Raw genomic sequence first — 26176 nt, forward strand, 5'->3', positions numbered from 1 at the left:
CCCTTTAGGAGTCGGCAATGTCGGTAGAGCTAACTGAGACGGACATTTCGCGGATACTGGCGAAATTTTACGACCGGGTGAAAGCAGACGAGGACCTCGGTGCGGTTTTCGCGGTGGTCGAGGACTGGGACGAACATCTGACGCGGCTCTCGGAATTCTGGTCGTCGCTGATGCTCACCACCGGGCGCTACAAGGGCAATCCGTTATCGATGCATCTTGCCCATGCCGAAAAGTTCCGGCCGTTGATGTTCATTAAGTGGCTGGAGATCTGGCGTGAGACGACCGACGAGCTCGTTGCGCCGGAGATAGCGTTCGAGATGCAGGCGAGAGCGAAGAGGATCGCTTCCCGTTTTTCGATCATGATATGCGGCGAGGAGCTTCCCGCATCGGTGACAAGCGAGCCGATACCGCTCGCGCCCACGCCCTACAAAATCTCGGCTCTCTTCGACGAGCAGAGCTTGCCGCGCGCGCTTCTCACCGACCACGCTCTCAAATCCGGGACATGGGGTGTGGTCCGCGTCGAAGAGGGCGCGGTCCACTACCTCGAGCCCGGTGTTTCCGAGCCCCGGATCCTTGAACCCGGCATACCGGGTGTCATCCCTCCCAATACAAGCCACAGCCTGGAGCTCGTGGGAGCGGTGAAGCTGCGCGTCGAGTTTTACGACCGCTACCCGCTCGGCACCTATCACAACTGACCCAAGAAGGAATTGAGATCATGCCACGCCAGCTGTCCGCAGAAACCATAGAACTCGTAAAGGCGAGTGTTCCGGCCCTCGAGGCCCATGGTAGCGACATCACCAAGGCCATGTACGCGCGGCTCTTCAAGGACGAGCATATCCGGAACCTGTTCAACCACTCCAACCAGGGCGAGGGTGGTTCACAGGTTCACGCGCTAGCCGCAGCGATCCTCGGTTACGCCCGGAACATCGAGAACCTCAGCGTGCTGGGTCCGGTCGTCGAGCGTATCGCACACAAGCATATCGGCTACCACATCCTGCCGGAGCACTATCCCTACGTCGCCGAAGCCCTGATGGCGGCGATCAAGGACATTCTGGGAGATGCGGCGACGCCTGCCATTCTGTCTGCCTGGGGAGAGGCGTATTGGTTTCTTGCCGACATCCTCAAGGGCCGCGAGAGCGATCTGCGGTCCGATATCGAGAACCGGAACGGCGGCTGGAACGGGTGGCGGAACTTCACGATCGTCTCGAAGACCAAGGAAAGCGACGTCGTCACGTCCTTCGTGCTGAAGCCGTCCGACGGCGGTCGGGTCATCCGGCACCGGCCCGGCCAATACCTGACTTTCCGGCTGCCTCTGGAGAACGGAACGGTCGCCAAGCGGAACTACTCCATTTCATGCGGTCCGAACGACGAATTCTATCGCATCTCTGTGAAGCGCGAGACCTCCGGACAGGGCGGCTCAATCTACCTGCACGACCACACGGATATCGGTTCGGTTGTCGACGCCACACCTCCGGCAGGGGACTTCTATCTCCCGGAAGAACCAAAGGCTCCGGTCGTATTGTTGTCCGGCGGGGTAGGGCTGACTCCAATGGTCAGCATGCTCGAGGCGATCGCTCGCGACTATCCGGACCTGGAAACACACTTCATCCATGGCGCGTTGAACAGCGCCACCCACGCGATGGACAAACATGTCAGGAGCCTCGCCGCTGCCCGTTCCCGGGTGAACGTGAAAACCTTCTACAGCGAGCCGTCCACCCAAGACGCAGTCGGGCTCTCCCATGACTATGACGGGTTCATCACCGTCGACTGGCTGCGCTCCGCGACACCCTTCGAAACCTCCGAGTTCTACCTCTGCGGACCCAAGCCGTTCCTCCGCGCGCTGGTTCCCGCTCTGGCGAGAGCAGGTGTTCCGGGAGAGCGTGTTCACTACGAATTCTTCGGCCCGGCGGACGAGCTCCTCGCTGCCTGATCGATCCATCAAACCGCCATTCCGAGAAGGCGACTTCCATGCAAAGCCGTAATCACCCGATGCTGTGGGCGTGGCCCGCAGCGGCCGCCATCGTGTTACAACCCATGTCGGCCCAAGCCCACGTCAAATGGTTCGCCCCGTATATCGTGGGCGCGCCTCCAGCGCCGATCGAGAACACTCTACACGACACCTGGTTCTGGGTCGGCATATGTCTTGTCCTTGTGTTTTTCGTCCTGACGCGTCTGGTGGAGGTTAGCCCCTTCGGCGCGAAAGCCATCGGAGCGCTCAATTGGGCGACAGACCCGCTCTGGGCACGGCAGGACGACTACATTCGTTCGATCATCGCCGCGTTTTTCGTCGCGATCTTTGCCGTCGGTGGTGTGTATCTGACGCCCGACCTCAAGACACCCGCCGAATGGGTTTCCTGGCTTCAGCTCGTTATTGCCTGCTGCATATTTTCGCGGCGGACGATGCCGCTCGCCGGGCTTGGAATCATAGCGCTTTGGATATTCGCACTAAGAGACTACGAGCTGTTCCATCTTTTCGACTATCTCGCGCTCGGCCTCGGCGTGGCGGGATACCTGCTCCTCGAGCCGCTCAAAAACGAGGAACTGAGGGGACGCCGCTTCGAGGCGCTCCGGTGGGGACTGGCGATCGCCCTCATGTGGTCGAGCCTCGAGAAGTTCGCGTTCCCGAGCTGGTTCTACCCCCTCGTCGTCGAGAAGCCGTTTCTCACTTTCGGAATGCCGAGGGACGTGTTCATACCGATGGCAGGCGTCACGGAGTTCACTCTCGGATTCGGCCTTCTGTGGACGCCCCTGATACGCAGGCTGTCGGCTATCGCCCTCCTCGTGATCTTCACGGCCGCCGTATGGCCTTTCGGCCGGGTCGACCTCATCGGGCACGGCCTGATCATGGCGATCCTCATCGCGGTTGCGGCCGATCACCGTACGGGCGTCGATCTCATGACGGCGCTCAAGCGGCGTCTCGTGAATATCCCCATCGGCCTCTCGACCGCTCTCGTCGTTTTCTGCACTGCCTACTGGGGATTACACGTCGCTTTCTACGGGATGGATGGCCGGCTGCCCGCCGCAGATATCCCAAGGACGACACATAGCTACAGCGTGGAACATCCGCACGGCCCCGGCGGGCCCGACGACGTTCCGGCCAACCAGCACTCCCATCCGTAACGGCTCAGGCAGGGCGCGGAACCACGAAGCGGCTGTGCGGCATCCCGATGTATATCTTGCTAGGGTCAGCGTGCGGCGCGATTGTCTGGAGGCAGACCGCGGGCAGTCCGCAGCTGGAGCCGCGCCTCGACTGACCAACAAATTCAAGGAGAATGAAAATGAAAATCGTAGTTGTAGGCGGCACAGGCCTTATCGGCAGCAAGCTCGCTAGCATATTGTCGGCGCGGTTTCTGGAAGTCGTGGTCGCATCGCCAAGCACGGGTGTGAACAGCCGTACAGGCGAGGGGCTGGACGCCGCGCTATAGGGGGCCAACGTCGTCGTGGACGTCACGAACCCGCCTTCTTTCGATCCCGGTGAAGTCCTGGATTTCTTCAAGACCTCGACCAGAAACCTGCTCGCCGCCGAGAAGAAGGCCGGAGTGCAGCACCACGTGCTACTCTCGATCGTCGGCACCGATGGTCTTCCGGGTAACGGTCACTTCCTCGCCAAGGCAGCCCAGGAGGCTTTGATCGAAGGGTCCGGCGTCCCCTATACCATCGTCCGCGCGACTCAGTTCATGGAATTCATGGCAATGATCGCGGATGCCGGAACGACAGACAGCGAGGCGCGCCTTTCGACGGCAAACTTCCAGCCGATCGCAGCGGATGATCTGGCAGGCTTCCTCGCCGATACGGTCGGCAAAGCACCCGCCAACGGAATCGTTGATGTCGCCGGACCGGAAAAAGGCCGGATGTGCGACATCATCGGTCGATACCTCCGGTCCGTCGGCGATTCCCGCAAGGTCACTCCGGATTCCAGCGCAGGCTATTTCGGCTGCGCGTTGGAGGAAAACTCGCTGGTCCCCGTTGGCCAGGCCAGCCTTGGCCCCACTGGTATCGAGCAATGGGCGAATTCAGCCAAGGCCGCCTAGATCTCGTTGCCTGACCCGACCGTGACACCCATGCCGGGTGACGCGGTCGGACTGCGTTAATCCACCATGGGTCGCGGCTCCATGCCCGACGACATCTGCGGGAACAACCATCATGCCGATGTTGTCGGAGTTCGTGATCCAGGTCGGTCTGCTTCTGGCGGTCTCGGTCCCGCTTAGAGTTCTGCTGCGCCACCAGACCAAGGCCAAGCTCATCCTCGATGCCGTCGTCTTCGTCGCCCTATCAGGCCTGTTCTTTTCGAGAGGTATCGAGCCCTATAGGCCCGGAGCCGTCGGAGGCATAGACGCGGTCAGTGTGGCGATCGCCAAAGCGGCATGGTGGATAAGCATCTCGCTTCTCCTGGTGACGGTAGTCCGGAAATTCCTCGTCTTCAATCGACGGCCTCGCGAAGGCAGACTGGTCAGGGACCTACTCTCTGGCGTCATCTACATCGGCACCGCCTTATCCATAGTCGCGTATGTCTTCAATGTTCCGGTGGGAACGTTGATCGCCACGTCCGGCGTCTTCGCGATCGTACTCGGTCTCGCGCTGCAGAGTACCCTCAACGACGTGTTCAGCGGCATCGCCCTGAACCTCAACCGCCCCTACGTGGTCGGTGATTGGATCGTTCTGGACGACAATCTCCAAGGAAGGGTGATCGAAACCAACTGGCGTTCGACACATCTGCTCAACGGCACGAACGACATCGTGATCCTGCCGAACAGCATTCTGGCGAAAGCGAGACTCACGAACTACAGCAGCCCGGACGAGAGCCACGGCATTGTGGTGACCGTGCGCTTTCATCCGACGGAAAGACCCGAGGTGATCGGTGAAACCATGAAAACGGCGCTACTCGGGTGCACGAATATTGTCGACTCGCCGCCTCCGAGCGTGGCGATCACCGCCCTGGAAGGCGACGGCGTCACGATAGATCTTGTCAGTCGGGTGAGGGACGTCGGCAAGGTCTCCGACGCTCGCAACGAGATATACGATCTGGTCTATCGTCACGCGCGCTCCGCGAACCTGGTGTTGAGCTCGTCAACACAATGGACGGGGCCGCTCCCATACTGGGAACAGGCTTCGCGTGGGCAAAGCGCGGTCGACTGTCTTTCATCCATTCCACTGTTTCATTCGCTCAGGGAAGACGAGCGAGCGTCATTGGGCGCTGCGATGAAGCAGGTTGTCTTTCCGAAGGGGGCCGTGATCGCCCGTCAGGGAACCTCCTTGACCTCGCTCCTGCTCATCCAGAAGGGCGTCGTTATCGTCGAGATAGAGGAAAGCGGCCGCCACACAGAACTCACGAGACTTTCCCCCGGAGATTTTTTCGGAGAACGGGGCGTTTTGATGGGGGCAATCGAGGCTGCTGAAATCCGTTCGTTGACCCCGGTCACCGCATACGAAATCAAGAAGGATACCCTCGCTCCGTTTCTCGGCCAACGCCCGGAAATCGCCGAGGAGCTCGGGTTCGTTCTCGCGCATCGGCTCGAGAAGGAAAAGCATCTCCTCGACCAGCCGGGAATGGAAAACAGCACCTCGATCACCCTGTCGGGGAAGATACGCAGTCTGTTCGGTCTGTAGTGCACTCCGGCATGGTGGCTGCTCGCTCCGAAATCGGCTTCGCCACGCCACCATGCCCTTGAATAGTGGATCGACGTCAAGCCGCTGCCGGGACGGTCCGATGGTCGATCGGGTGCTGCAGACGCAAGGCGAGCGCCATGCGGTTCCAGACGTTGATCGTGCTGATGGCGGTCGTCAGCTTGGCAATCTCGGCTTCGCCGAAATGCTTCCTCAACTGCTCGTAGTCAGGGTCGGGGACACCCGTAATCGAGACGTTCGTCAAGCTTTCCGCCCAGTTCAGCACCGCGCGTTCCTTCTCGTCATAGAGAGCGGATTCCTTCCAGACCGCGATCAGGGCGATCCATTGGTCCGAGAACCCGGCTTTCCTCGCTTCCTTGGTATGCATGTCCACGCAGTAGGCGCAGCCGTTGATCTGCGACGTACGGATCTTCACGAGATCAATGTAGCGTTTGTTGATGCCGGACTTCTGGACGTACATCTCCAGTCCCATGATCGCCTTGAAGCTGTCGGGCTCGACAGCATTGATATCGAAACGGGGTTGCATCTTATCACTCCCAGCTTTGGGTTTTTGTCGAGCGGGAATTCGCCGACGAACGGACGCTAAGGCGGGAGCGGGCAGCGAGGAAGATATACGGGAGTATCCGTTCTGAACGGACGAAGCCTATAAAGGGGGCGACTTTCAAAGGGGAATGCGACGCATCGCTTTTCACCTGACGCGGAATCGCTTCCGTTTCCTGCCACGGGCCACACGGCATACAGATGTATAACTCGCGTAGCTCCCGATCCTGCGTCACCTTCGACGCGCTGAGTTTGGCTCTGCCCATCGAGGCGAGCGGGCCAAGGCTCGTCAATACCGGATCATGGAGAGACAAATGACGGAAAAAGAGACCTCACGGGGCACGGGCCCCTTGAGACGCGAGGTGTTGGCGCTTGGCCTCGGAGCGAGCGTCGCAACCGTAATCCCCAATATCGCGATGGCGGCCGCCACGCAGAAAACCACTGAAAGGAAACAAGACATGGGCTTTGTGAAAACGAAAGACGGCGCGGAAATCTTCTACAAGGACTGGGGCCACGGTCAGCCGATCGTGTTCCATCACGGATGGCCGTTGAGCGGCGACGACTGGGATGCCCAGATGTTGTTTTTCCTGGAAAAGGGCTTCCGCGTCGTGGCCCATGACAGGCGTGGCCACGGCCGCTCGAGCCAGGTCGCCGAGGGTCACGACATGGACCACTACGCGTCGGACGCCGCAGCCGTTGCCGAACATCTCGATCTCCGCAACGCGGTTCACATCGGCCACTCGACGGGCGGTGGTGAAGCCGCGAGGTACGTCGCCAGGCACGGCAAGGGCCGTGTCGCCAAGCTCGTTCTCGTCGGCGCGGTTCCGCCGATCATGGTCAAGACCGCTGCGAACCCCGGAGGTCTGCCAATCGAGGTGTTCGACGATTTCCGCAAGAACCTGGTCGCCAACCGCGCCCAGTTCTTCCTCGATATTCCTTCCGGCCCTTTCTATGGCTTCAATCGGCCGGACGCCAAGGTTTCCCAGGGCGTCATCCAGAATTGGTGGCGACAGGCCATGGTTGGCGGCGCGAAGGCGCACTACGACAGCATCAAGGCGTTCTCCGAGACGGATTTCACGGAAGACCTCAAGTCGATCACGGTTCCCACGCTCATCCTGCACGGCTCGGACGACCAGATCGTGCCGATCGATGACTCCGCCAAGCTCGCCATCAAGCTGCTGAAAAACGGGACTCTGAAAATCTACGACGGCTACCCGCATGGCATGTGCACGACCCACGCCGACGTCATCAACCCGGACCTTCTGGCGTTCGTCCAGGCCGCCGGCTGATCCAAGAGGGGCAGGCTGCAAAGCCTGCCCCGCAAATCATGCGCCGCTGCGCGATCCGCAGGCACAATCAAATACAGAGTTTATCCGTTCGGCACTTTGAAGATTAGGGTCAGGACCCATTGATTTGAATTGACGGCCATAATTCAGACGGGCGTATAGGAGCCTGCTGGTGAGTCATCTGTTTTGGCTGACGGACGAGCAAATGGCTCGTCTTCAGCCGTACTTCCTCAAGAGCCATGGTCGCCAGCGCGTTGATGATCGACGCGTTCTGAGCGGCATCATTTTCGTCAACCGCAACGGCCTCAGGTGGTGCGATGCGCCAAAGGAATATGGCCCCTCCAAGACGCTTTATAACCGTTGGAAACGTTGGGGAGACAAGGGCATCTTTCTCCAGATGATGGAAGGCTTGGCTGTGCCTGAGGCTGCAGAGCGCACGGCCATCATGATCGACGCGACCTATCTCAAGGCCCACCGCACGGCTTCCAGCCTGCGGGTAAAAAGGGGGGCTCGGGCCGCCTGATTGGACGCACGATAGGCGGCATGAACACCAAGCTTCATGCCGTAACGGATGCGAATGGTCGCCCGATCACTTTCTTCATAACGGCCGGTCAGGTCAGCGATTACACCGGTGCTGCCGCTTTGCTTGATGAACTTCCCAAGGCCAGATGGCTACTGGCCGACCGTGGCTATGATGCCGACTGGTATCGTGAAGCTTTACAAGCGATGGGGATCACTCCCTGCATTCCGGGTCGGAAATCCCGCAATAAAACCATCAAATACGATAAACGCCGCTACAAACGGCGCAACCGGATCGAGATAATGTTCGGGCGTCTCAAAGACTGGCGGCGTGTCGCTACGCGCTACGACAGATGCCCAATGGCCTTCCTCTCCGCCATCGCTCGCGCGGCAACCGTTATCTTCTGGCTCTGATCAACGAGTTCTGAGCGTAACTATGTCCGCGTTAAACAGTCGCGAAATGTCAAATGGTCTCAAAGAGAATGCGGCCGTTAGAACGTTGGAAAACTTGTTCAATCAGCAATTTTACCCTCGCGACCCAGCAGTGCGCTCTTTCGCTCCAGGCCCCAGGTATAGCCAAAGAACGTTCCGTCGTGCCTAACAACCCGATGACAGGGAATGGCAACCGCCAGAGGATTGCTGGCGCAGGCACTGGCGACCGCACCGATGGCACGAGGGTGGCCCACGCGCCGCGCTATCTCGTCATAGGAGATCGTCTCGCCGGCTAGCACCGATTGCAGAGCATGCCAAACCCGTCGTTGAAAGACTGTCCCTCTGATATCCAGGGGCAGATTCGTCGTCAGATTCGGCGCCTCGATCAAACCGACGACCTGGGCGATGGTACGCTCGTAGTCTGCATTGCCGCCGACTAGAATCGCCTTCGGGAAGCGGTCCTGGAGGTCGCGAAGCAGTGCCTCGGCATCGTCGCCCATCAGAATGGCGGCGATGCCTTTTGCGCTGGAGGCAACGACGATCGCTCCGAGCGAGGTATCTCCGACAGCGAAATGCTAGGTCTCCTTGGAGCCCCCATCCTTAAAGTGACTTGGTGTCATGCCGAGGGATTTGTTGGTGATGGCGTAGAAGCGGCCGCTGGAACCGTAGCCGGATTCGTAGAGGGTCTCAGTGATGGGCCGACCGCGCGAGCTGGCTGCGGGCCAGCGCCATCCGCTTCTGTTCGGCATAGGCTCGTGGGGTCATTCCTGTATGACTGCGAAACAGGCGGTGGAAATGACCCTCGCTCATGCCGACAGCATGGGCCAGCGCCGATACTGAGACAGGGCTGTCGGCTAGATCGATCAGCCTGCACGCTTCGGCGATGGTTTCGATATGCCGCTGCTCGAAGCTACCTTCATTCGGTCGGCACCGTCGACAGGGTCGAAATCCTGCGGACAAAGCCTCGGCCGACGAATGGAAGTAACGGAGGTTTTCCGCGCGTGGCACCCGAGAACCACAGGAAATCCGGCAATAGATGCCCGTGGTGATAACGCCGCGCCAAGTGCCTGCACCGCGCTCGTCCGAGCCACGTGGATTCCTGGTAGCGGCGCTATCCATCAGGCCCGGACCCGCTTCTGGGAGCCGAAGGGATTGTCGATCAGATACCGCCAGCAACCATCGTCGCCCCGGCGCGCGATGTCGGTCGCGGTCGCCACCATGTTGATCTCCGTGCCATCGCGGGCGGTGCCGATATAGGACCAGTCGAGGATCAGAAGTGCCGTATCCGCCGCGACGAACATATGCCGTTGCGTGATCGACATTTGAAGACCCAGAGAGAAATACTTTTCGAGTTCCGCGCCGATCGCGTTCCGCCTTTAGTGGGCGTTGCCCGCCGCGTCGATGATAATGCCTTCTGGATGATAGAAGCTGAGCATCGTGTCGACATCGAGAGAATTGAGATGGGCAAGCAACGCGGGGACGATGCCTTCCACGGTGGTTGCCAGGGCGAATTTCTCGATCATGCTTTGAGCTCCTGTCTGCATGTCGCCCGCCATTCGCGAGCGAGACACCGATGACAGGAATTCAGAACTAGGAAACTCCGATTTCTGATCTCAGATTCGCGTTCGTCGAAGCCTGCAAATGACGCGAAGCGGAAAAAGCTACCCGACCTATCCCGCCGTATAGGTCGACCACGGCTACTGGCGCGGTAGCGACGCGGGAACATTTTACGTAGGCTATCACCCACATAGCCAGCCAGTGTATCGATGAAAGGACCGCGGCGCGCGAGCGCGGTTTTCACCAACCGACGTGGGAACAGGTAGCGACCGTGGACTTTGCCCCGCATACCGAACGGATGTTTGAAAAGGGTTCTCAAGAGCAGAGGCTACAGAACCTCGAGGAGAGCGGTGGGCACGCCGCGCGTCTTAGGCTTCTTGGGCGTATGACAAGCTCCTTTGTTCTCGACACCCGTCAACCTCTGGCGGTAATCGTTACGGATTGCGGTACCGCCCAGAGGCTCCTGGCTTCGGGGCGTGATACGACCAAGCAAATGGAAGTACTGCTTTCGCGCATTGTCGAATGTGCCCGTTGGGCGGATGAAGTAATCGGCTTCGCGGATCGCATGATCGCCAGGCGAGTTTCGACTCTGGCGCTGGTGGATATCAACTCCCTGGCAAAAAGCGCCGTCCAGTTCAGCCAGTGCGAAAGTTTCTCCAGGGCGGTGACCCTGCACCTTGCCCACTCGCCCAGTCGCGCGTTGGCACTTGGCGACGAGCTCCAGCTTCTCCAGGTGGTGGTCACCCTTCTAGTGAGCACCCTACAGCAACAACCCGCACGGAAAGCGGAAAGGCATGCGGTTCATTTGTGCATCGCCGACATCGGAGACGAGATCGTCCTCGACATAGGAACACCCCTGACATCGGGGAACGGAGAGCTCGAAGACCAAAGGAAGCGGACCACTAAAGCCGATTCCGAAGTCGTTATGTGCCGATCCATCGTCGAAGCCCATCAGGGTGCGCTCGAATATGGTCGCGGTCGGTCGGGCGTCATGTTTCGCATGAGGTTGCCGCACGTTTCCGATCGGCTGGAGCGAAGCCACAGCCAATCTGAACCGCCATCACTTGAAGACAATTAGGCAAAAGTCGCGGACGGACCTCGCCGTCATCATTGAAAAGGAGTTTCGCTGTGCCATCTCAACCGGAGAAAGACGTGAGTCGACAGAGGGTTTACGTCATCGATGACGAGCCAAACCTTCGCGCCTCGCTGCTCAACTTTTTCGAGTCGGTGCAGATCGAGGCAGTCGGTTTCGGTAGTGCCGAAGAGTTTTTGTCCGAGGCTGACGGGGAGAGCGCCGGGTGTATCCTTCTCGACATCCAAATGCCCGGCATGACTGGGCTCGAACTTCAGGCTGAGCTCTCGCATCGCGGCAATCCGATGCCGATCATTTTCATCACCGGAAACGGCAGCGTGTCCGTGAGTGTTTCAGCGATGAAGGCTGGCGCTTTCGACTTCCTGCTGAAGCCGTTCAACTCTCAGGCCGTCGTCGATGCGATAACAAGAGCGATGGAGGCCGACAGGCAAGCAAGAGCCAAGAGAGCGGAGGCGGATAAATTAATGCAGCGATTTTGCAGACTGACCCCGCGTGAAACGGAAGTCTGGGAATACGTTTCCCAAGGTCTCATGAACAAGCAGATCGCGTTCGAAATGAGCATCAGCGAAATCATGGTGAAGCTGCATCGTGGACGCATGATGAAAAAGATGCATGCGAAGTCTGTCGTAGACGTCGTGCGGATGTTCGACAGGCTCTCGGTGCATGGCGGTGAATCGACCTCTTTGCACACTTAGAGAATCGATTGGGATCCTGCGCGCAATTCCACTGCCTGCCGTCTCCATTCACTTGGCGGCAGGCCTTCCAAGCGGCGAAACAGGCGACAGAAGTGCGCATGGTCCGATAGTCCACATTGTTCGGCGACGGACGATAGCGGGCAGTTCGAGTTCGCCATAAGGGCCTTTGCCTTTGCCATGCGCTCCCCCATCACGAAGCTGGACGGCGAAACCCCGAACGCGATCGTGAAGCACCTCCCGAAATGCCCGACACTGATTTTGGCTTGAGACGCAAGGTCGCGGACCTTTATGGAGCCAGCGATATTTTCAGACACAAACGTGCGGACGCGGCGACACTGCCAATCGGTCAGCCCACTCCTTCCGCGAGCGGAGTTCCTGATTGGCAACAGGCGATCGGATGTCGAAACGCTTACCGCGCCGAGACGCGCAACGTGCTCCAAGGTCAACGCCCGCCTCCAATTCCGCTTCGCGTCCAGAGTCTGATCGATACGACCTTGAAAATGCCGCTTCGGGACTGAACTTGATACCTATCTAAACGTCGCGCCTTCCTATCCCGGCGTATAGGTTTGGCCGCCGCACCTCACTCGATCGATATCCGTGGATCGGCGATCCTCTGCGTGCTCTCGACGATCATCCCGACGAGGACGTAGAGCCCTCCGAGAACCAGAGCAACGCCGAGGATGGCCGGGAGATCCAAGTAGGCCAGCGCTTGGACCATGTACATGCCGAGTCCGGGCCAGCCGAAGATGCGTTCGACGACCAGCATGTTGCCGAACAACAGTCGAGCCTGGAGGCCGCTCATCGTAAGCGCCGCATTCGCTGCATTACGGAGACCGTGGTGTACGGCGACCCATACGAACCGTAGGCCCTTGGCACGCGCGGTGCGGATGTATCCGTGCTTCATGACGTCATGCAACGAGCTTGACAGGACCTGCCCGACCGCGACCGCGACGGGTAGCGCGAGAACCGAAGCGGGCAGGACAAGATGAGCGGCCGCGTCCACGAAAAGGCGCAGGTTGCCGGAAATCAACGTGTCCACAAGAAGGAGTCCTGTCGGACCGGAGAACCCTCTGACACCGAGGCGGCCGGAACCCGGCAGCCATCCAAGCTTATACCAGACGACCAGGACCAGCATCAGGCCAGTCAGGAACACTGGCAAGGACCCGAGCCCGACGAGTGCGAGACGCAGCATGCGCAACGATGGATAGGTGGCCTGGACGACCGCCACCGTGACGGCCACCGAAATGCCGAGCAGCAGAGCGACAACCGCAAGTTCTATCGACGCGGGCAGGTGCTTCCGAATATCGTTGACCACTGGCTGCCTTGTGCGGACCGAGATGCCGAGGTCACCATGTGCGACCCGGGTAAGAAAGTGTCGGTACCGCGTGATGACGTTTTCATCCAGGCCCATCTGCGCGCGCAAGGCCTTGATCGTGGCGGGTGGTGCCGCCGGCCCCGCGATGAGGCGGGCCGGATCGGCTGGAACGACGCTCTGAAGGCAGAAGACAAGGAACGTCATCGCCATCAGCGTCAGAATGCCACCCGCGATTTTGCGCCCGAGATACCGCATGCGTTACCGCCCCTTGAGTGCATGGCGGACCCCGTCGGCAAAAAGGTTCGCCAAGAAACATATTAGGAATATCGCCAACGACGGGAGTATGGGGAGCCACCAGAACATCGTCAGGCTGTCGAGAGAGCGCGACACCAAGGCTCCGAGCTCCGGAGCGGGGTCAGGCTGTCCCAGGCCGAGGAACGACATCAACGACAAGGTCATGACGACGTTGGAGACATCCACGCCGGCTGCCACGATCAGTGCCGGGACGACGCCTGGTAGGGCGTACCTGAAAACCAACCTCGATCGCGAAGCGCCCGATACCTTTGCCCCAAGGTAATGAGGGGAGGCCAAGATACGTCGGACTTCATCGCGTGCGATCCAGGCGTACCAAGGCCACCAGCAGACTGCGATCGCGACCACTGAATTCTCGACACCGGGGCCGAGCAACGCCGCGAACGCGATGGCGAAAAGCATCGACGGCACCGTCAGGAAGACGTCGTTTACCCTCCGGAAGACCGCGTCGAGCCATCCTCCGACAAAGCCGGATACCAACCCGATCGCCGTTCCGACGACGAAGCTTGCCCCGATGATCGCCATCCCGGGCAGCCAGGTGAACCTTATGCCGAGTATGACCCGCGAAAAAAGGTCCCGTCCGATTTCGTCCGTACCGAAGGGGTGCGTCATCGACGGAGGGAGCAAGGCCGGACCCACCCGCAGTTGCGGGTCGTATGGCATGAAGAGCTGCGGGAACGCTGCGGTGGCCGTGATCAGCAGTAAGCCGAAAAGGCCGATCATGCCGGGAATGTCAATCCTGCGGAAAGACCAGCCGTTGCTAGACGCTTCCGAGTGTCCGGTCGGTCTTCGTGCGAACGGCCTCAGCATAGTCCGGCGTCCCTGCCGGATGGATCACAACGGTCGTCCCGCGAGGAGGTCGACATGTCTGCGAGTTCGAGCAGCTTTCCATCATGAATGCGATAGACCCTGTCCGCGGCGATCCTGGCAGCGGCGAGGTCGTGCGTCGCGATAACTATCGCGGTGCCATAGATGCGGCGGATGCGGCCGAGCAGGTTCAGCATCGATGCCGCGAGCGACGTGTCCAGCGCGCTGATGGGTTCGTCACACAGGAGGAGCCGCGGGGAAACCGCAAGCGCTCTGGCGATCGCGGCACGCTGGCATTGACCGACAGAAAGCTCTGAAGGCAAGGCATCGGCAAGCGAGCGCTCGAGATCGACGAAATCCATCAATTCCGCCAGGCGCTTGTCGCGAGGCACCTTTGCCACCTTCGCGGAACGCAACCCTTCGACGATCTGTTCACCGATAGGGACCCAAGGCGTCAGGAAAGATTTAGGGTCCTGGAAGACCAGTTGAGGGCGGCGGCCGTCCAACCGAACCGTTCCGCGGTCCTGTTCAAGGAGCCCAGCAGCGATCTTGAGGAGGGTGGATTTACCGATGCCGCTCTCGCCTAGAAGCGCCACACACTCTCCGGCCTTCACGGTGAGGTCGATCTCGGCCAGGACATCGTAAGAGCTAACCCGAAAGAGGCTTCTCGTACGAAAGGCCTTCGAGACCCGGCGCATGTCCAACACGACTTCCTCTCGATTCGAGGAGAACGGGGCCCAAGGAACGCTTTGCTGCACGATGTTTTCGAAATGCGAATTGTCGATAGCTCGATCGCCTTGGGCGAGGGTTGGCAATTGCGCGGATTTGTCGACGGCTCCATCATACCGGATCGCGAGGAGCCCGACGCTGTAGGGGTGGCGGGGGCGGGCGAAGATCGTCGAAGTCGGCCCGACCTCGACGATCCGCCCATCTTCGAGGATTGCCGTTTGATCCGCTATCTCCGCTACTGCGAGATCGTGCGTACTGAGCAATACGGCCGCTCCGTGTGCTGCCAGATTCCGCAGAAGCGCGGTGACCCTTCGTTTGTTATCAAGGTCGAGACCTGTCGTGGGTTCGTCAGCCACGATCAGCGGCACGGGTACGGCCGTCGTCATAGCGATCAGAACACGCTGTCTCTCTCCCCCGGAAAGCTGATGCGGAAGGCTGCCCATGACGCGTTCGGTGTCAGCGATCCCCGCCAACCGCAGCCGTTCGACCGCTGTGAGTTCCCCGCACACTTCCGCCATCTGCGCTCGAACGCTCATTGTCGGGTTCAGCGCGTCGAAGGGGTCCTGGGGGATGATCCGCACCAGGCTCTTCCGGGCAGCTCTAAGGTTGGGCTCGCTCGTACCGACCAATTCCTCACCGACGACACGGATAGAGCCACTAATCCGAGGCTGGCTGTCGCGCGGCAAAAGACCATGGATGACGTGAGCAAGGGTCGACTTTCCAGAACCGCTTCGACCCACAAGCGCGGTTATCTGCCCGGAATGAACCTCTAGCTCCAGCCCTTTGAGAACGTCGTTCCTCTGTGCTCCACGCAACATCGAAACGTGCAAGCCACGGATTTCGAGCGTGGCAAACGGCGGAGTACGGCTTCCGACCAGCTCTCCTACCCCGACGCTCATCGGCGGACGCTCTCGTAATCTATGTTTCCCGGGGGATAGACGGGTCTCAAGCCGAAATCGCGGATGTCGTTGGTATGGACCACGACATCCTGCATTTCGACAAGCGGTATGGCGATTCCGGCGTCGAAGATCATCTGTCCGGCTTGTTCGTAGAGTGCGTTCCGTCGAGCGTCGTTCCCCAGACTGCCCGCCTCCTCGATGAGGCGGTCGGCTTGGCCGATCGAACGTCCGAAGAAGTTGACCGGAGCGTCCTTCGTGAAAAACGCTTTTGCCTGGTTCACCGGGTGAGCCGCATCCGGACCTGCGATCGTAAGGAGTAAGTCCGGGGGCGACGTCGCTTGCTTCAAGTTGAACGCGGCTCCCGGCGGCAACGCGTAGGACGTCGCCTTGACGCCGATGGATGCCAGCTGCGCGATCAGGAGGCCCGAGATTTTCTGATAGCCAGGTGTGGCGCTGTGCTGGCCGATGACGAGACTGACAGGACCGCGGCGTGCGACTATCGCCTTGGCGCGCTCCATGTCGACAGGGAAGACGAGCGGTCTGCCGGGATCCAGCACCACGCGGGGATAGACCGACCTGGCCACGGTCGCATACTGGCCGAACGCTTCATCCGCCCAGAGAGCCGGATTGATGGCAGTCAACACCGCCTGCCTGATTTCCGGATCATCGAGGGGCGAGCCGGATTTCGCGAACAGGGTGTAGAGGCTTACGCTCGGGGCCGCCGAGACCGCGAGATCGGATGGAATGCCGCCGAGTTGCGCGATAGGATACCCCGTCGGCACGGCGTCGATGTCTCCAGCTCTCAACTGCAGTATCTGCTGGCCAATGTCCGGGACGACCGGAATCTGCACTTCCGGGAAAAACGCTTTCTGTCCCCAGTACTCGTCATTCCTCTTGAGAACATAGCGGTCACCGCGACTGAATTCCGCCAATGCATAGGGACCTGTTCCATCGGCGTGTTCACCGAGCCATCCGGTGGCTTTGTCGCCTTTATCGTGTTCGGCTAGCGCTCGCGGGCTGATCACCTTTGGACCCCAAGGACTCGCGAGGCTGTCGATGAAAGAGGGTTGCGCGCGCCTGAGGACGATCTTGAGGGTCAATCTGTCCACTGGTTCGAGTCTTTCGACGTTGGACAGGAAGTACGACAGAGCCAGCTTGCCGTCCTTCCTTCGGTCGAAGGAAGCAACGACGTCGGACGCACTCATCTCGGTGCCGTCGTGAAACTTTACGCCGTCAACCAACCTGAAGACATATTCGCGACCATCGTCGGAGACTTCCCAGGAATGTGCCAGTCGGCCGACGACCTTTACGGTGCCCGGCTCGTATTGAACCAGACCCTCGTAGACGTTGTTGATCGCGCTCATGGCACCGATTTCAAATCCGTTGTCCGGATCGAACGTGGCGATGTCCGTTAGAAGCGGAACCCGGAGAACCTCCTGCGCGACCACGGGTTGCGCAATGAGGGCCGCCGCGAAAACACACGCGATCGCACGACTGACAGCAAAGGCAAAACCGCCCGGCAACATGTTGGCATCCTGTTATGAACTCAACCCGACTCCGGCGGACTTTCCGCACAGCGAAATCCTAACATCCGGAATTGCGCCGTAACCAGTTCCGACAACCAAGGGAGCTTGTACAAATCGCGCCAAAAATCACGTCGCCAGTTGCCGGTGTCATTGCCCGATACCGCGGGGAGCCGAGTGTTGAGCTCGTCGGTCCGTCCAGATCTCGGATCCGGGCGGATGGGGCAGGGTTCCAAAACGATGCTTCTCTTGTTAACATTGCTGTATGATAGGATCGCGTGGGCGCGCGCCGCTTTTGAGGGGATGACCATGGAGGGGGCTGCAACGCGGCCGTTGGAGCTGCTGCCGATCGTGACGCTGGTTGACGACGATGCCCGCGTGCTGGAGGCGATGGAAAATCTCCTCTGCTCAGTCGGTATCGACACCGTATCCTTTGCGTCCGCACGCGAGGTGATCGAGGCCACCTTGCCGGATCGGCCGGGATGCTTCGTGCTGGACGTCCGTATGCCGGGATTGAGCGGGCTAGACCTACAGGATCATCTCCTGAAACAAGGCAATCACACCCCGGTCATATTTCTCACGGCCCACGGCGACATCGCCATGAGCGTCGAGGCCATGAAGGCCGGAGCCAAGGACTTTCTTACGAAGCCCGTGCGCGATCAAACGTTTCTTGATGCCGTCTCTAGGGCGATCAGCGCCGACCTCGAACGGCGCGAGGCTCAAACGAACTCGCAAAAGCATATCGCGCTCTACCAAGGTCTCACCGCCCGGGAACGTCAGGTGCTACGCTTCGTGGTCGAGGGCAGCCTGAACAAGCAGATCGGTTTCGAGCTGGGCATTTCGGAGGTCACGGTAAAGCTGCACCGCAGCAACATGATGAAGAAGATGCAGGTGACGACATTCAACCAGCTCTTCACCGCCTGGCAGGCGCTGCCCTCCCATATACGAGAGAACGTCGAATAGCGGGGCCGATCATGCCTCTTACCTGTCCTACGAGATAGGTTTCGACCACCGAACCATCGGTATAGGTTGAACTCGGTCATGAACGACCCGCTACCGTAGCCCGGCGCGTCCTGTCATCATCCTTGGAAGGCGTGATGGATTTCCAGACATCACAGCAGCGCCGTTGGTTTGCTTTTGCGGCGAGTGCGGTCGGCGCTGGATTTGCCGTCCTTTTGAGCGAGCCTGTCGGCCTCCTGATTACCGTCGCTTTCGCAACTATTTGCTTTGGTTGGAGGTGGGGTATCGCTACGGCCATCGTCATAAGCGCAGCAGCTGCCGCGCTTATTTGGGTAGAAGGCGATCTTGCAAACTTGAGCATCAGGGGCTGGACTGCCTACGCGATAAGCGCATTCGGGATCTGGGCAGTTATCACCTCCTATCGGACGATATCCTTCTACGATCAGGTCTATAAGACTGTCCGCCCGACTCTGGAAGATATACCCGGACTTGGATGGTCGGCCTATCCCGATGGCCGCATGAGGTTCGTGAACCCCGCCGCCACGGAGTTCGTCGGGATCACTCCGGAGGAAATGAAGGAGAGGATGGAAGGAACCGACACCGCGTGGTGGACACCCTTCGTTCATCCCGATGACCGGGAAAGAAGCTTGGCGCTCTGGCGCAACAGTCTCAAGACGGGTGAACCCATTGTCGACGAGCAACGCGTACGCCGCTTCGATGGGACCTACAGATGGTTCCGGGATTCCGCGATCGCCTCTCGCGACGAAAACGGAAAGATCACCGCGTGGTACGGTTCGACGGTCGACATTACCGATCAGAAAAACGCCGAGGCGGCGTTGAAGGCCAGCGAGCAGCAGCTCCGCGAGCTCATCAACACTGTGCCCGCACTCATCTGGCGCGCGGGTCCTGACGGAAAGACGAACTATGTCAATGACCAATTGATCCGATGGTTTGGACTATCGGCTGGAGAAAGAGATGTCGGCGGACTAGAGAGCCTGCTCATGGATGCGGTTCACCCCGAAGAACGTCAGGAGATAAGGGCGACTGTCAGTCGGCTCTTTGCCACACGAAAGTCATTCTGCCTCAAGTACCGTCACAGGCGTTCGGACGGTTCCTATAGATGGACGAATGCTACCGTTCAGCCGCTTCTCGATATCGAGGGGGCGATCGTCCAGTGGTACGGCGTTTTTCTCGACATCAACGACGAGATCGAAGCGCTGAACGCGCTGCGCAGAAGCGAGACGGAGACGCGCCTCATAGTGGATACGGTGCCATCGTTGATATGGCTGATGTCGACCGAAGGTTTCGTCTTCCATTTCAATGACCGAATGGTCGAATGGACCGGGATCGAACCGGGGCCGAGCCCCAGCAATCCGTCTGCACCTCGGCCAACGTATTCGGAGCTGATACACCCGGATGACAGCAGGCGCATTGCCGAAGAATTCAAGAATGCCTTAGAAACTGGCACAGCATTGCATACCAAGGGAAGGTTGCTCAGGAAAGACGGGCAGTTCCGATGGCTTGACTCGCGCGTCGAACCGCTCAGGGACGACACTGGCAACATCATCCGGTGGTATGGTGTTTCCATCGATATCGAGGAGGAGGTTAGAGCACAGGCCGCTTTGCGCGAAAGCGAACGTTACCTTCAGCATATGATAGATACCGTGCCCGTGGGGATTGTCCTTTCCGACAACAGCGGAACGCCTGTCTATGTCAACAAAAGGTTGGTCGACAACAACGGCTTGTACGTCTCTCGCAAAAGCGAAGGCTCTCGGCTCGACATCAGTCCGGCGGTGGAAGACCTCGTCCATCCCGACGACAGGGAAACAGTCGAGAACCGCTGGGCGCTTGCGCGCCGTAAGGGAAAGCCCTACGCGATGCGTTACAGACAACGCAGAGCGGACGGCGTCTATCGCTGGATAGAGGACAGGAGCGAGCCTTTCCGGGATGACGGTGGCAAAATCCTGCAATGGTACGGCGTCAACTTGGACATCGACGACGAGGTGAAAGCGCAGGAAGCCCTCCGGATCGCCGACGAGCGTTTGGCCAAAGCCGCGAGAACCGTGAGCCTATCGGAGCTTTCGATTTCGATCGCACATGATCTGAACCAGCCACTGCAGGGGGTTGTCTCGAATGTAACCGCCTTCAAGAACTGGCTGAGGGCCACGCCGCCAAACCTCGAGCGGGCGACACGTACCGCTGAGTGGATCGTGCGGGACGTGGAGGCGGCGGCAGAAGTAGTCAGCCGTATCCGAACCATTTTCTCGCAGACAGAGCATAAGCGCGAGGCGGTTTCGCTGAAAGCAGTGATCGAGGACGTGAAGAGTTCGCTGGCCGACAAGTTGATCGCGGGGAAAATCAAGGTCCACGTCGATCTTGACGGTGACCTACCCGACACTCTGGCAGACCGCGTTCAAATCGAGCAGGTGGTTCTGAATCTACTCAAGAACAGTGTCGAGGCCTTTGATGAAACCCGGTCACGCAGTCGGTCAATCGAGGTACGTGCGAGAAAGGTGAACAGTGAGGTTGTGGAGGTCTCCGTCGGTGACAACGGTCCCGGTCTGACCGACCCGGAAAAGGTGTTCGAAGCTTTCTACACGACCAAAAGCGATGCTCTCGGGATCGGTCTTGCCATCTGCCGATCTATCGTTGAAGCCCATGGCGGTCAGCTCAGTGCAGGCAACCGTGGAAGGGGTGGGGCCTTGGTGGCTTTCACGCTTCCGACCAATGGAAGGGCGGGCATCGGCGCGGCAGGCAGTGACGTCGTCGATATCGCGACTTTGGAAAGGGGCGAATTGCAATAGCAGTTAGGTGGGATTCGGCTGGACTGCCGGGTCCTACAACCTAGTTCAGTGACTTGACTGCCGGACACGGTCCACCAGCTTGAGCGAACGGTCAGACTGCACGACGTATGTTTCGGAATAGCGAGTGCCATCAGAATAAAAGTCATGATTGAACTGGCTACCGACGGGGGCCTTTTTGAGGCGTGTGGCATGCTGCCTCTCGTACGTTATGCTACCCGGAATGGGATCGATGGCCATAGCGGGAACTGCGAGGAGTGCCGAGAGCGCGAGTACAGCCGAATACGATAGCTTTTTTATGTTATTCGCCGTGAGGGGGGTCGTTTCCCTTGTTGCGGGACGAAAGTGAAGGTGATCGCTGGCGTTTTGCAGTTGTACGAAAGGGTACCCTTGCTCGCAGGCGGTTTTACGTGTGCTTCCCTTCTTAGTGGAGTGCTCCAAGACCTCCGGGAGCGGGTGTTCTAATCGCTGCAACAAAAAGCACGTCTCTTGCAAGCCGAAAATGTTGTATGTGCCCTGCGTCCATACAACCGTAAAGAATTGGTCAATGACAGACGATTGGGTAGATTGGTTTCCAACCGTCTTCTTCCCGCTGAAGGTTCTCGTGCTGGGCGTTGGCATGTTTTTCGCGCAGGTGGACGAGCAGCCAATTCCCCCAGGGCGCGAAAGTGGAGGAAATAGGATGTGTGCTGCGGCCTGAGCGAAAAGCGGTATCTGAAAGTTGCGGCTATTCCTACCAAAAACCAAACGGAGGTATATATAACGGCGCTCCTGCAATGCGTGGTATTGCGACAACCGGAGAAGTTTGAATCTCAACCGTCTCGTTTTCATGCTGATCAAAAAGTCCCGATTTGCCGTCCCGTGTTGCAAGAACCGATTATTTGACGCGTTTTTCTGAAATCCCGCTGCGGAAAGTGACAAGTTTCAAAAATGGCTGGCTCGCAAACCGCACACATCGCAATCATCGAAGACGACGTTCACCTACGGAATTCGATCAAGGACTTTCTCGATACCGCCGGATACACGAGCGAACTTTTCGGCTCGGCGGACTTTTTCCTGGACAGTGACCGCTACCGATCGTTCCGCTGCGTTCTCGCCGACGTAAGGATGCCGGGGATTTCGGGCATCGAGATGCTCAGATTGCTGAAGTCTCGGGAAGATTGCCCTCCGATCCTGATCATGACTTCCTACTCGGACAATCAAATGCAGGCGACGGCCCTGAAATACGGCGCGTCAGGCTTCCTAGCCAAGCCGATCGATACTTCATTGCTTCTCCAATTGATCCATGACGCCATCGGTAGCGACGCTTCGCGGGGCTGATAATCCACAGTGCTCCCGGTCAGTGCCGCGACCCCGGTACCCGAACGTATAGCTGTCGATCCACGCCGACTTCTCCAGAATGCGATCAACGTCATTTCGATGAGGAGAATTTTGATGGCAGAGTCTTCAGTCATAGCTTCGCCCGAAGTCCTAAGGCTGCCACAGCCCGATCGGGAAGCGAAGCCCTCTCCGGCATCGGAGACGGTCAACCTTCCTGTAGAGCCCAGTTCAGGTACTCGTGGATTGATGCGACGCCTCATGCTCGGCGGGTCGATCCTCCTTGCCGCAGCCTATGGCGCATACGAGGGGTTCCAGTACTACACCCTTGGCCGTTTCATTATCACGACCGACGACGCTTATCTCAAGGCAGACTTCACGGCGGTCGCGCCGAAGGTCTCCGGATATATCAGCGAGGTCCTCGTGACCGACAACGAGCACGTCAAGGCCGGGCAGGTCGTCGCGCGGATCGACGATCGCGACTTCCAGTCCGCGGTGTCGCAGGCTCGCGGTGATCTCGCAGCCGCCGAGGCGGCCATCGCAAACGTCGATGCGCAGATCGTGCTCCAGAATGCGCTGATCGATCAGGCGAAAGCGGCGCTTGCCTCTTCGGAAGCCAATCTCGCCTTTGCGTCATCCGATGCCAAAAGGTCCGAGTATCTCTATACAAACGGGTCCGGGACGCTCTCGCGAGCCGAGCAAACACAATCGGTGAGCGAACAGGCCAAAGCGGCGGTGGACAATAGCAAGGCGGCCGTCGTGGCAGCGGAAAACAAGGTTCCAGTGCTTGAGACCCAACGCAGCCAAGCCATCGCCCAGAGGGACCGCGCAAAGGCCGGAGTAAACCAAGCCGAGCTCAACCTGTCCTACACCAACATCGTATCGGCGATTGACGGAACGGTCGGCGCGCGTACCATACGTCTTGGGCAGCTGGTAAGCGCCGGCACACAGCTCATGGCGGTCGTGCCTCTCAACGCCGTCTACGTCGTGGGCAATTTCAAGGAGACACAGCTGACCGACGTCGTGCCGGGGCAGCGGGTGGCGGTCAAGGTGGACAGTTTTCCGGATGCGGCCATTGACGGGCACGTCGACAGCGTTTCACCGGGAAGCGGACTCGAGTTTTCGCTGTTGCCCGCCGACAACGCCACGGGCAACTTCACGAAAATCGTCCAGCGAATCCCCGTGAAAATCGTCATCGATAGCAAGGAGTATATCGGCCGTCTGCGATCGGGTATGTCGGTGGTTCCGAGTATCGACACGAGAGGTGGTCCTTCGACGCCATGAGGAGGGGTCGACAATCCTCAGTCTTGCCATCGTCGTTGAACATAGTGGCGACGCGAGGTATTTTTCCCGAAAACCGGGACGACCACACCCACCGCTAATTTCGGCGACGAAAAGCATAGCCGGGGTGATTTGCTTGCCGCCACCAATTCCGCCAAATCGTGATGGGGAGCGATCGCGCGAGTGGGCAGCCGTCTCCCACTCATCTTCGCCAACGGTCGTTCTTCTGCCAGCGATTAAAACCGAGTTGATCTGCCGATGCCAGTCGCGACTGCGCTCGCCCGTCGGGTGGACTTCGCGCCACATGATCTCGTGAAGCATGATTCCAAACGCGAACACGCTGGTCCATTCACCAAGCTCGGTCTTGTGCCATTGTTCGGGTGCCATGTACGGGCGCGAACCAGTGAACACGCCGATGTCTGCGGCAAGATTGACGCTACCAAAGTCCGCGACCAAAGGGCGAAACCACAAATCGGTCGGTGGCAGCGAAAAGTTCGTCCTCAGGTCTCGAACGAAGATGTTTTGCGGCTTGAGGTCTTGGTGAACCAAGCCGCGACGGTGACCGTGCGCGAGACTCGCCGAAAGCTGGATCAACAACGACAATCGCCCGAGATCACCCCAACGAGGATCCTCGATGAAATCGGACAGATCGCCCTCCCACCGCCGGAAAAAGGCGATGGGCGTGCCAAGGATAAAGATAACGTCAAAGGGCCAATGTACGTTAGGGTGATAATGCGCCGCCGTCTGCAGCTTGATCTCACGCAGGAAGCGCTCCGCACGTTCAGCTGGTGAGAAGACTTCGCGCCGTCGCGGGAATTTAGCGCAGGTCAGTCGTGGAAAGACGCTATCGCCGTTATCGAGAAAGACGATTTCACCCGAGAAGCCCGCGCTACTGTCTAACGCCTTTTGCGCTGCCCCAAAAGGCAAGAAGCTGATCGCGGAGTGGGATCGGAAGCTCGTAGAACGCATCGGACGGTATTTCGGTCAACTGTTTCTCCCGACCTGGACGGAAGCCTTATAGTGATCCGACTGGGCCGCATCTAGCAGTTTGGACGTCGATCGGGCTTTCAACTTCGCCGATCCTTGCGGGAGCGTGGAGGATTTCGTTAAGACAGGCTCTCCGCCTTGACGCGTGCCGCGCTCAGAAGCAGTTGCATGTAAGTCTCGAAGCTGACGCCGTCCGCCCGGTTGAGGCTGGCGACCAAAGGGTCGTGGATGAGGTCCAACAGGGTCAGCTCCACGATCTGCGAATTGAATCGTACCGAATAATGAGGCAGCGAATGCGAAGGTAGCTCCCGATCGCCACTGGCGCAGCTCTCGGCCATCCGGAGCGCGTCAACAACCGACAAGTCGAGGGTTGATGATCGCGGATGCATTGTGAGCGTTGCCGTCACCATCTTCTCCCTCGTAAACAGGCTGCAGTCCGATGAGCCACGGATGTCGCCGAACGGGGTCAGACTAATTTCCTGAGAACCGCCCGGGTAGCATACTTTGGTGTACTCAGCGCCCGCACATGGTAAATCACCATGGAACGAGCATGAGATGCACCCGTGACCCCGATGGCATACCTAAGTTCAGTTACGTAACCCGTGGTTCGACGTCAGTGTGGTTCCGCTGGATTGCAAAGCGTTGCAGCCGAGCAATTTCAGCGAACCATACCGCAGCGAGGGCGACGAACATGACGACTGCATCAGGAATACAGATTGGTAGGGTATATCAATCTCAAAACCGTGTTCGTGACCAACGCCTCTTCGAGCTTCCCGCTCATACGTTGCGGTCTCGTCGCAAGTCGAACGGCGCTTCCCTCAATATCGAGAGGCCGGAGAAACCCAACTCAATCGGTGGAGATCACCGCGGTAGCGGACATGACGGCGCGAGCTGGGCGGGCTATGCCGTGCTCGGTTTCTCCGAACCCGTCCAGCGTCATTTCGGCGCTTCATGCCCCCAGCTTATGCAGGCCGACGGCGGTAGACGGTTTACGGACGATGGTATCCCGGTTCACGAGAACATCGTGGGTTACCAGATCGACATCGCTTTCGAAATCGCGCGTGAATATCCGTTTGTAGGCGAGGATATCGCCACCGAGTCCGTTTCGAAGGCCATCGCTGGCGTGTATCCGGTTCTTGTTGCCTTCAACGGCTGCCGACACCACTCAGGCCGTTTGGCGCGGATTGATCACGCGGAAATCATCATGGAGCCCACGCCAATCCCGTGCGTAGACCTTTCAGGAAATGTGGACGTACGTGCTGTCGTGCAAAGGGAAGGCCGCACTGCATGGGATGTGACGTCCATGCTCGTTCGCCCCCTTAGGGCATTGCTGTGGACCGCCGAACGACTGCGGGAAGAGGGTTCCTGGCTGAAAAAAGGAGATATAGTGACATCCGGCACCTATCCCTTCCTTCTTGACATCCGTCCGGGCGACCGTCTGATCGCGGACGTGGTCGGCAAGGCCGAGATCAGCCACAGGTTCGAGAACGGTCTATGA

The 26176-nt window shown here is 59.0% G+C and carries 24 protein-coding genes and 2 pseudogenes; 14 read left to right on the forward strand and 12 right to left on the reverse strand.

The window, feature by feature from the left end; all coding sequences use genetic code 11:
* The first annotated feature begins 17 nt into the window (after positions 1–17).
* The 5 genes and pseudogenes from EYD00_RS25465 to EYD00_RS25485 all read left to right on the forward strand — a co-directional run bounded on the left by EYD00_RS25465 (position 18) and on the right by EYD00_RS25485 (position 5607).
* Positions 18–695, forward strand: coding sequence for a TehB-like domain-containing protein (locus EYD00_RS25465; protein WP_034495429.1), 678 nt, complete (start codon positions 18–20; stop codon positions 693–695).
* Positions 696–715: 20 nt separating this feature from the next.
* The gene (gene hmpA, locus EYD00_RS25470; RefSeq protein WP_034495431.1) at positions 716–1930 is read left to right on the forward strand and encodes an NO-inducible flavohemoprotein; all 1215 of its coding nucleotides are present in this window, start codon (positions 716–718) and stop codon (positions 1928–1930) included.
* A 38-nt stretch (positions 1931–1968) separates the two neighbouring features.
* A complete protein-coding gene (locus tag EYD00_RS25475) occupies positions 1969–3120 on the forward strand; it encodes a hypothetical protein (RefSeq protein WP_286084901.1) in 1152 nt (383 codons plus the stop codon).
* A gap of 158 nt (positions 3121–3278) precedes the next feature.
* Positions 3279–4031 (forward strand): annotated as a pseudogene (locus tag EYD00_RS25480) (SDR family oxidoreductase).
* Positions 4032–4143: 112 nt separating this feature from the next.
* On the forward strand, positions 4144–5607 hold the full coding sequence (locus tag EYD00_RS25485; protein ID WP_034495434.1) for a mechanosensitive ion channel family protein: 1464 nt from the start codon (positions 4144–4146) through the stop codon (positions 5605–5607).
* Between the two features lie 76 nt (positions 5608–5683).
* On the opposite strand, the gene EYD00_RS25490 is transcribed toward EYD00_RS25485, so the two are convergent.
* Positions 5684–6151, reverse strand: coding sequence for a carboxymuconolactone decarboxylase family protein (locus tag EYD00_RS25490; protein ID WP_034495437.1), 468 nt, complete (start codon positions 6149–6151; stop codon positions 5684–5686).
* A 472-nt stretch (positions 6152–6623) separates the two neighbouring features.
* On the opposite strand from EYD00_RS25490, the gene EYD00_RS25495 reads away from it, so the two are divergent.
* Together EYD00_RS25495 and EYD00_RS25500 are read left to right on the forward strand one after the other, a co-directional pair.
* On the forward strand, positions 6624–7454 hold the full coding sequence (locus EYD00_RS25495) for an alpha/beta fold hydrolase (RefSeq protein ID WP_081859327.1): 831 nt from the start codon (positions 6624–6626) through the stop codon (positions 7452–7454).
* Positions 7455–7623: 169 nt separating this feature from the next.
* A protein-coding gene (locus tag EYD00_RS25500; protein ID WP_131258980.1) for an IS5 family transposase occupies positions 7624–8384 on the forward strand; the annotation gives its coding sequence in 2 pieces (ribosomal slippage) (positions 7624–7948 and positions 7948–8384; 762 coding nt in all).
* A 98-nt stretch (positions 8385–8482) separates the two neighbouring features.
* On the opposite strand, the gene EYD00_RS25505 is transcribed toward EYD00_RS25500, so the two are convergent.
* The 4 genes from EYD00_RS25505 to EYD00_RS26065 all read right to left on the reverse strand — a co-directional run bounded on the left by EYD00_RS25505 (position 8483) and on the right by EYD00_RS26065 (position 9925).
* On the reverse strand, positions 8483–8902 hold the full coding sequence (locus EYD00_RS25505; protein WP_131258982.1) for a methylated-DNA--[protein]-cysteine S-methyltransferase: 420 nt from the start codon (positions 8900–8902) through the stop codon (positions 8483–8485).
* Positions 8903–9089: 187 nt separating this feature from the next.
* Positions 9090–9521, reverse strand: a complete 432-nt coding sequence (locus EYD00_RS26395) for an Ada metal-binding domain-containing protein (RefSeq protein WP_131258984.1) — start codon at positions 9519–9521, stop codon at positions 9090–9092.
* Complete coding sequence (locus tag EYD00_RS25515; RefSeq protein WP_051674099.1) at positions 9521–9724, reverse strand: Cif family virulence factor; 204 nt, start codon at positions 9722–9724, stop codon at positions 9521–9523. Before EYD00_RS25515 ends, EYD00_RS26395 begins: the two co-directional genes overlap by 1 nt.
* Before the next feature lie 54 nt (positions 9725–9778).
* Positions 9779–9925, reverse strand: a complete 147-nt coding sequence (locus tag EYD00_RS26065; RefSeq protein ID WP_193604430.1) for a hypothetical protein — start codon at positions 9923–9925, stop codon at positions 9779–9781.
* A gap of 305 nt (positions 9926–10230) precedes the next feature.
* Between EYD00_RS26065 and EYD00_RS25520 the strand changes: the two genes are divergently transcribed.
* Entirely contained in the window at positions 10231–11037 is an 807-nt protein-coding gene (locus EYD00_RS25520) for a sensor histidine kinase (RefSeq protein WP_034495445.1), read from the forward strand.
* Between the two features lie 50 nt (positions 11038–11087).
* The gene (locus tag EYD00_RS25525) at positions 11088–11747 is read left to right on the forward strand and encodes a response regulator transcription factor (protein ID WP_051674101.1); all 660 of its coding nucleotides are present in this window, start codon (positions 11088–11090) and stop codon (positions 11745–11747) included.
* On the opposite strand, the gene EYD00_RS26400 is transcribed toward EYD00_RS25525, so the two are convergent.
* From EYD00_RS26400 to EYD00_RS25550, 5 genes are all read right to left on the reverse strand, one after another.
* Positions 11744–12061, reverse strand: coding sequence for a helix-turn-helix transcriptional regulator (locus tag EYD00_RS26400; RefSeq protein ID WP_353505112.1), 318 nt, complete (start codon positions 12059–12061; stop codon positions 11744–11746). The genes EYD00_RS25525 and EYD00_RS26400 overlap by 4 nt on opposite strands.
* Positions 12062–12327: 266 nt before the next feature.
* Positions 12328–13317, reverse strand: a complete 990-nt coding sequence (locus EYD00_RS25535) for an ABC transporter permease (protein ID WP_034495451.1) — start codon at positions 13315–13317, stop codon at positions 12328–12330.
* A gap of 3 nt (positions 13318–13320) precedes the next feature.
* Complete coding sequence (locus EYD00_RS25540; RefSeq protein WP_051674105.1) at positions 13321–14097, reverse strand: ABC transporter permease; 777 nt, start codon at positions 14095–14097, stop codon at positions 13321–13323.
* An 80-nt stretch (positions 14098–14177) separates the two neighbouring features.
* Positions 14178–15809, reverse strand: coding sequence for an ABC transporter ATP-binding protein (locus EYD00_RS25545; protein WP_051674106.1), 1632 nt, complete (start codon positions 15807–15809; stop codon positions 14178–14180).
* Positions 15806–17335: an ABC transporter substrate-binding protein gene (locus EYD00_RS25550; protein ID WP_034495453.1), complete on the reverse strand. Its 1530-nt coding sequence runs from the start codon at positions 17333–17335 to the stop codon at positions 15806–15808. Before EYD00_RS25550 ends, EYD00_RS25545 begins: the two co-directional genes overlap by 4 nt.
* 306 nt (positions 17336–17641) lie before the next feature.
* On the opposite strand from EYD00_RS25550, the gene EYD00_RS25555 reads away from it, so the two are divergent.
* The 4 genes from EYD00_RS25555 to EYD00_RS25575 all read left to right on the forward strand — a co-directional run bounded on the left by EYD00_RS25555 (position 17642) and on the right by EYD00_RS25575 (position 23694).
* Positions 17642–18295 carry a response regulator transcription factor gene (locus tag EYD00_RS25555; RefSeq protein WP_051674120.1) on the forward strand — a complete coding sequence of 218 codons (654 nt, stop codon included), beginning with the start codon at positions 17642–17644 and terminating at the stop codon, positions 18293–18295.
* 134 nt (positions 18296–18429) lie between these two features.
* Entirely contained in the window at positions 18430–21096 is a 2667-nt protein-coding gene (locus tag EYD00_RS25560) for a PAS domain-containing sensor histidine kinase (protein WP_051674107.1), read from the forward strand.
* A gap of 927 nt (positions 21097–22023) precedes the next feature.
* Entirely contained in the window at positions 22024–22413 is a 390-nt protein-coding gene (locus EYD00_RS25570) for a response regulator transcription factor (RefSeq protein WP_034495459.1), read from the forward strand.
* A 114-nt stretch (positions 22414–22527) separates the two neighbouring features.
* Entirely contained in the window at positions 22528–23694 is a 1167-nt protein-coding gene (locus EYD00_RS25575; protein WP_286084902.1) for an HlyD family secretion protein, read from the forward strand.
* A 321-nt stretch (positions 23695–24015) separates the two neighbouring features.
* Here the strand turns inward: EYD00_RS25575 and EYD00_RS26405 are convergent.
* Both EYD00_RS26405 and EYD00_RS25585 read right to left on the reverse strand, forming a co-directional pair.
* Positions 24016–24660, reverse strand: a pseudogene (locus EYD00_RS26405) (protein kinase domain-containing protein); the annotation flags it as partial.
* A 137-nt stretch (positions 24661–24797) separates the two neighbouring features.
* Positions 24798–25088 (reverse strand): hypothetical protein, encoded by a 291-nt coding sequence (locus EYD00_RS25585; protein WP_034495464.1) that lies wholly within the window; start codon positions 25086–25088, stop codon positions 24798–24800.
* 281 nt (positions 25089–25369) lie between these two features.
* Here EYD00_RS25585 and EYD00_RS25590 point away from each other — a divergent pair, with 281 nt between their 5' ends.
* Positions 25370–26176 (forward strand): hypothetical protein, encoded by an 807-nt coding sequence (locus tag EYD00_RS25590; RefSeq protein ID WP_131258986.1) that lies wholly within the window; start codon positions 25370–25372, stop codon positions 26174–26176.

The organism is Agrobacterium sp. 33MFTa1.1 (assembly GCF_004328495.1).
In the GTDB taxonomy this organism is placed as follows: domain Bacteria; phylum Pseudomonadota; class Alphaproteobacteria; order Rhizobiales; family Rhizobiaceae; genus Agrobacterium; species Agrobacterium pusense.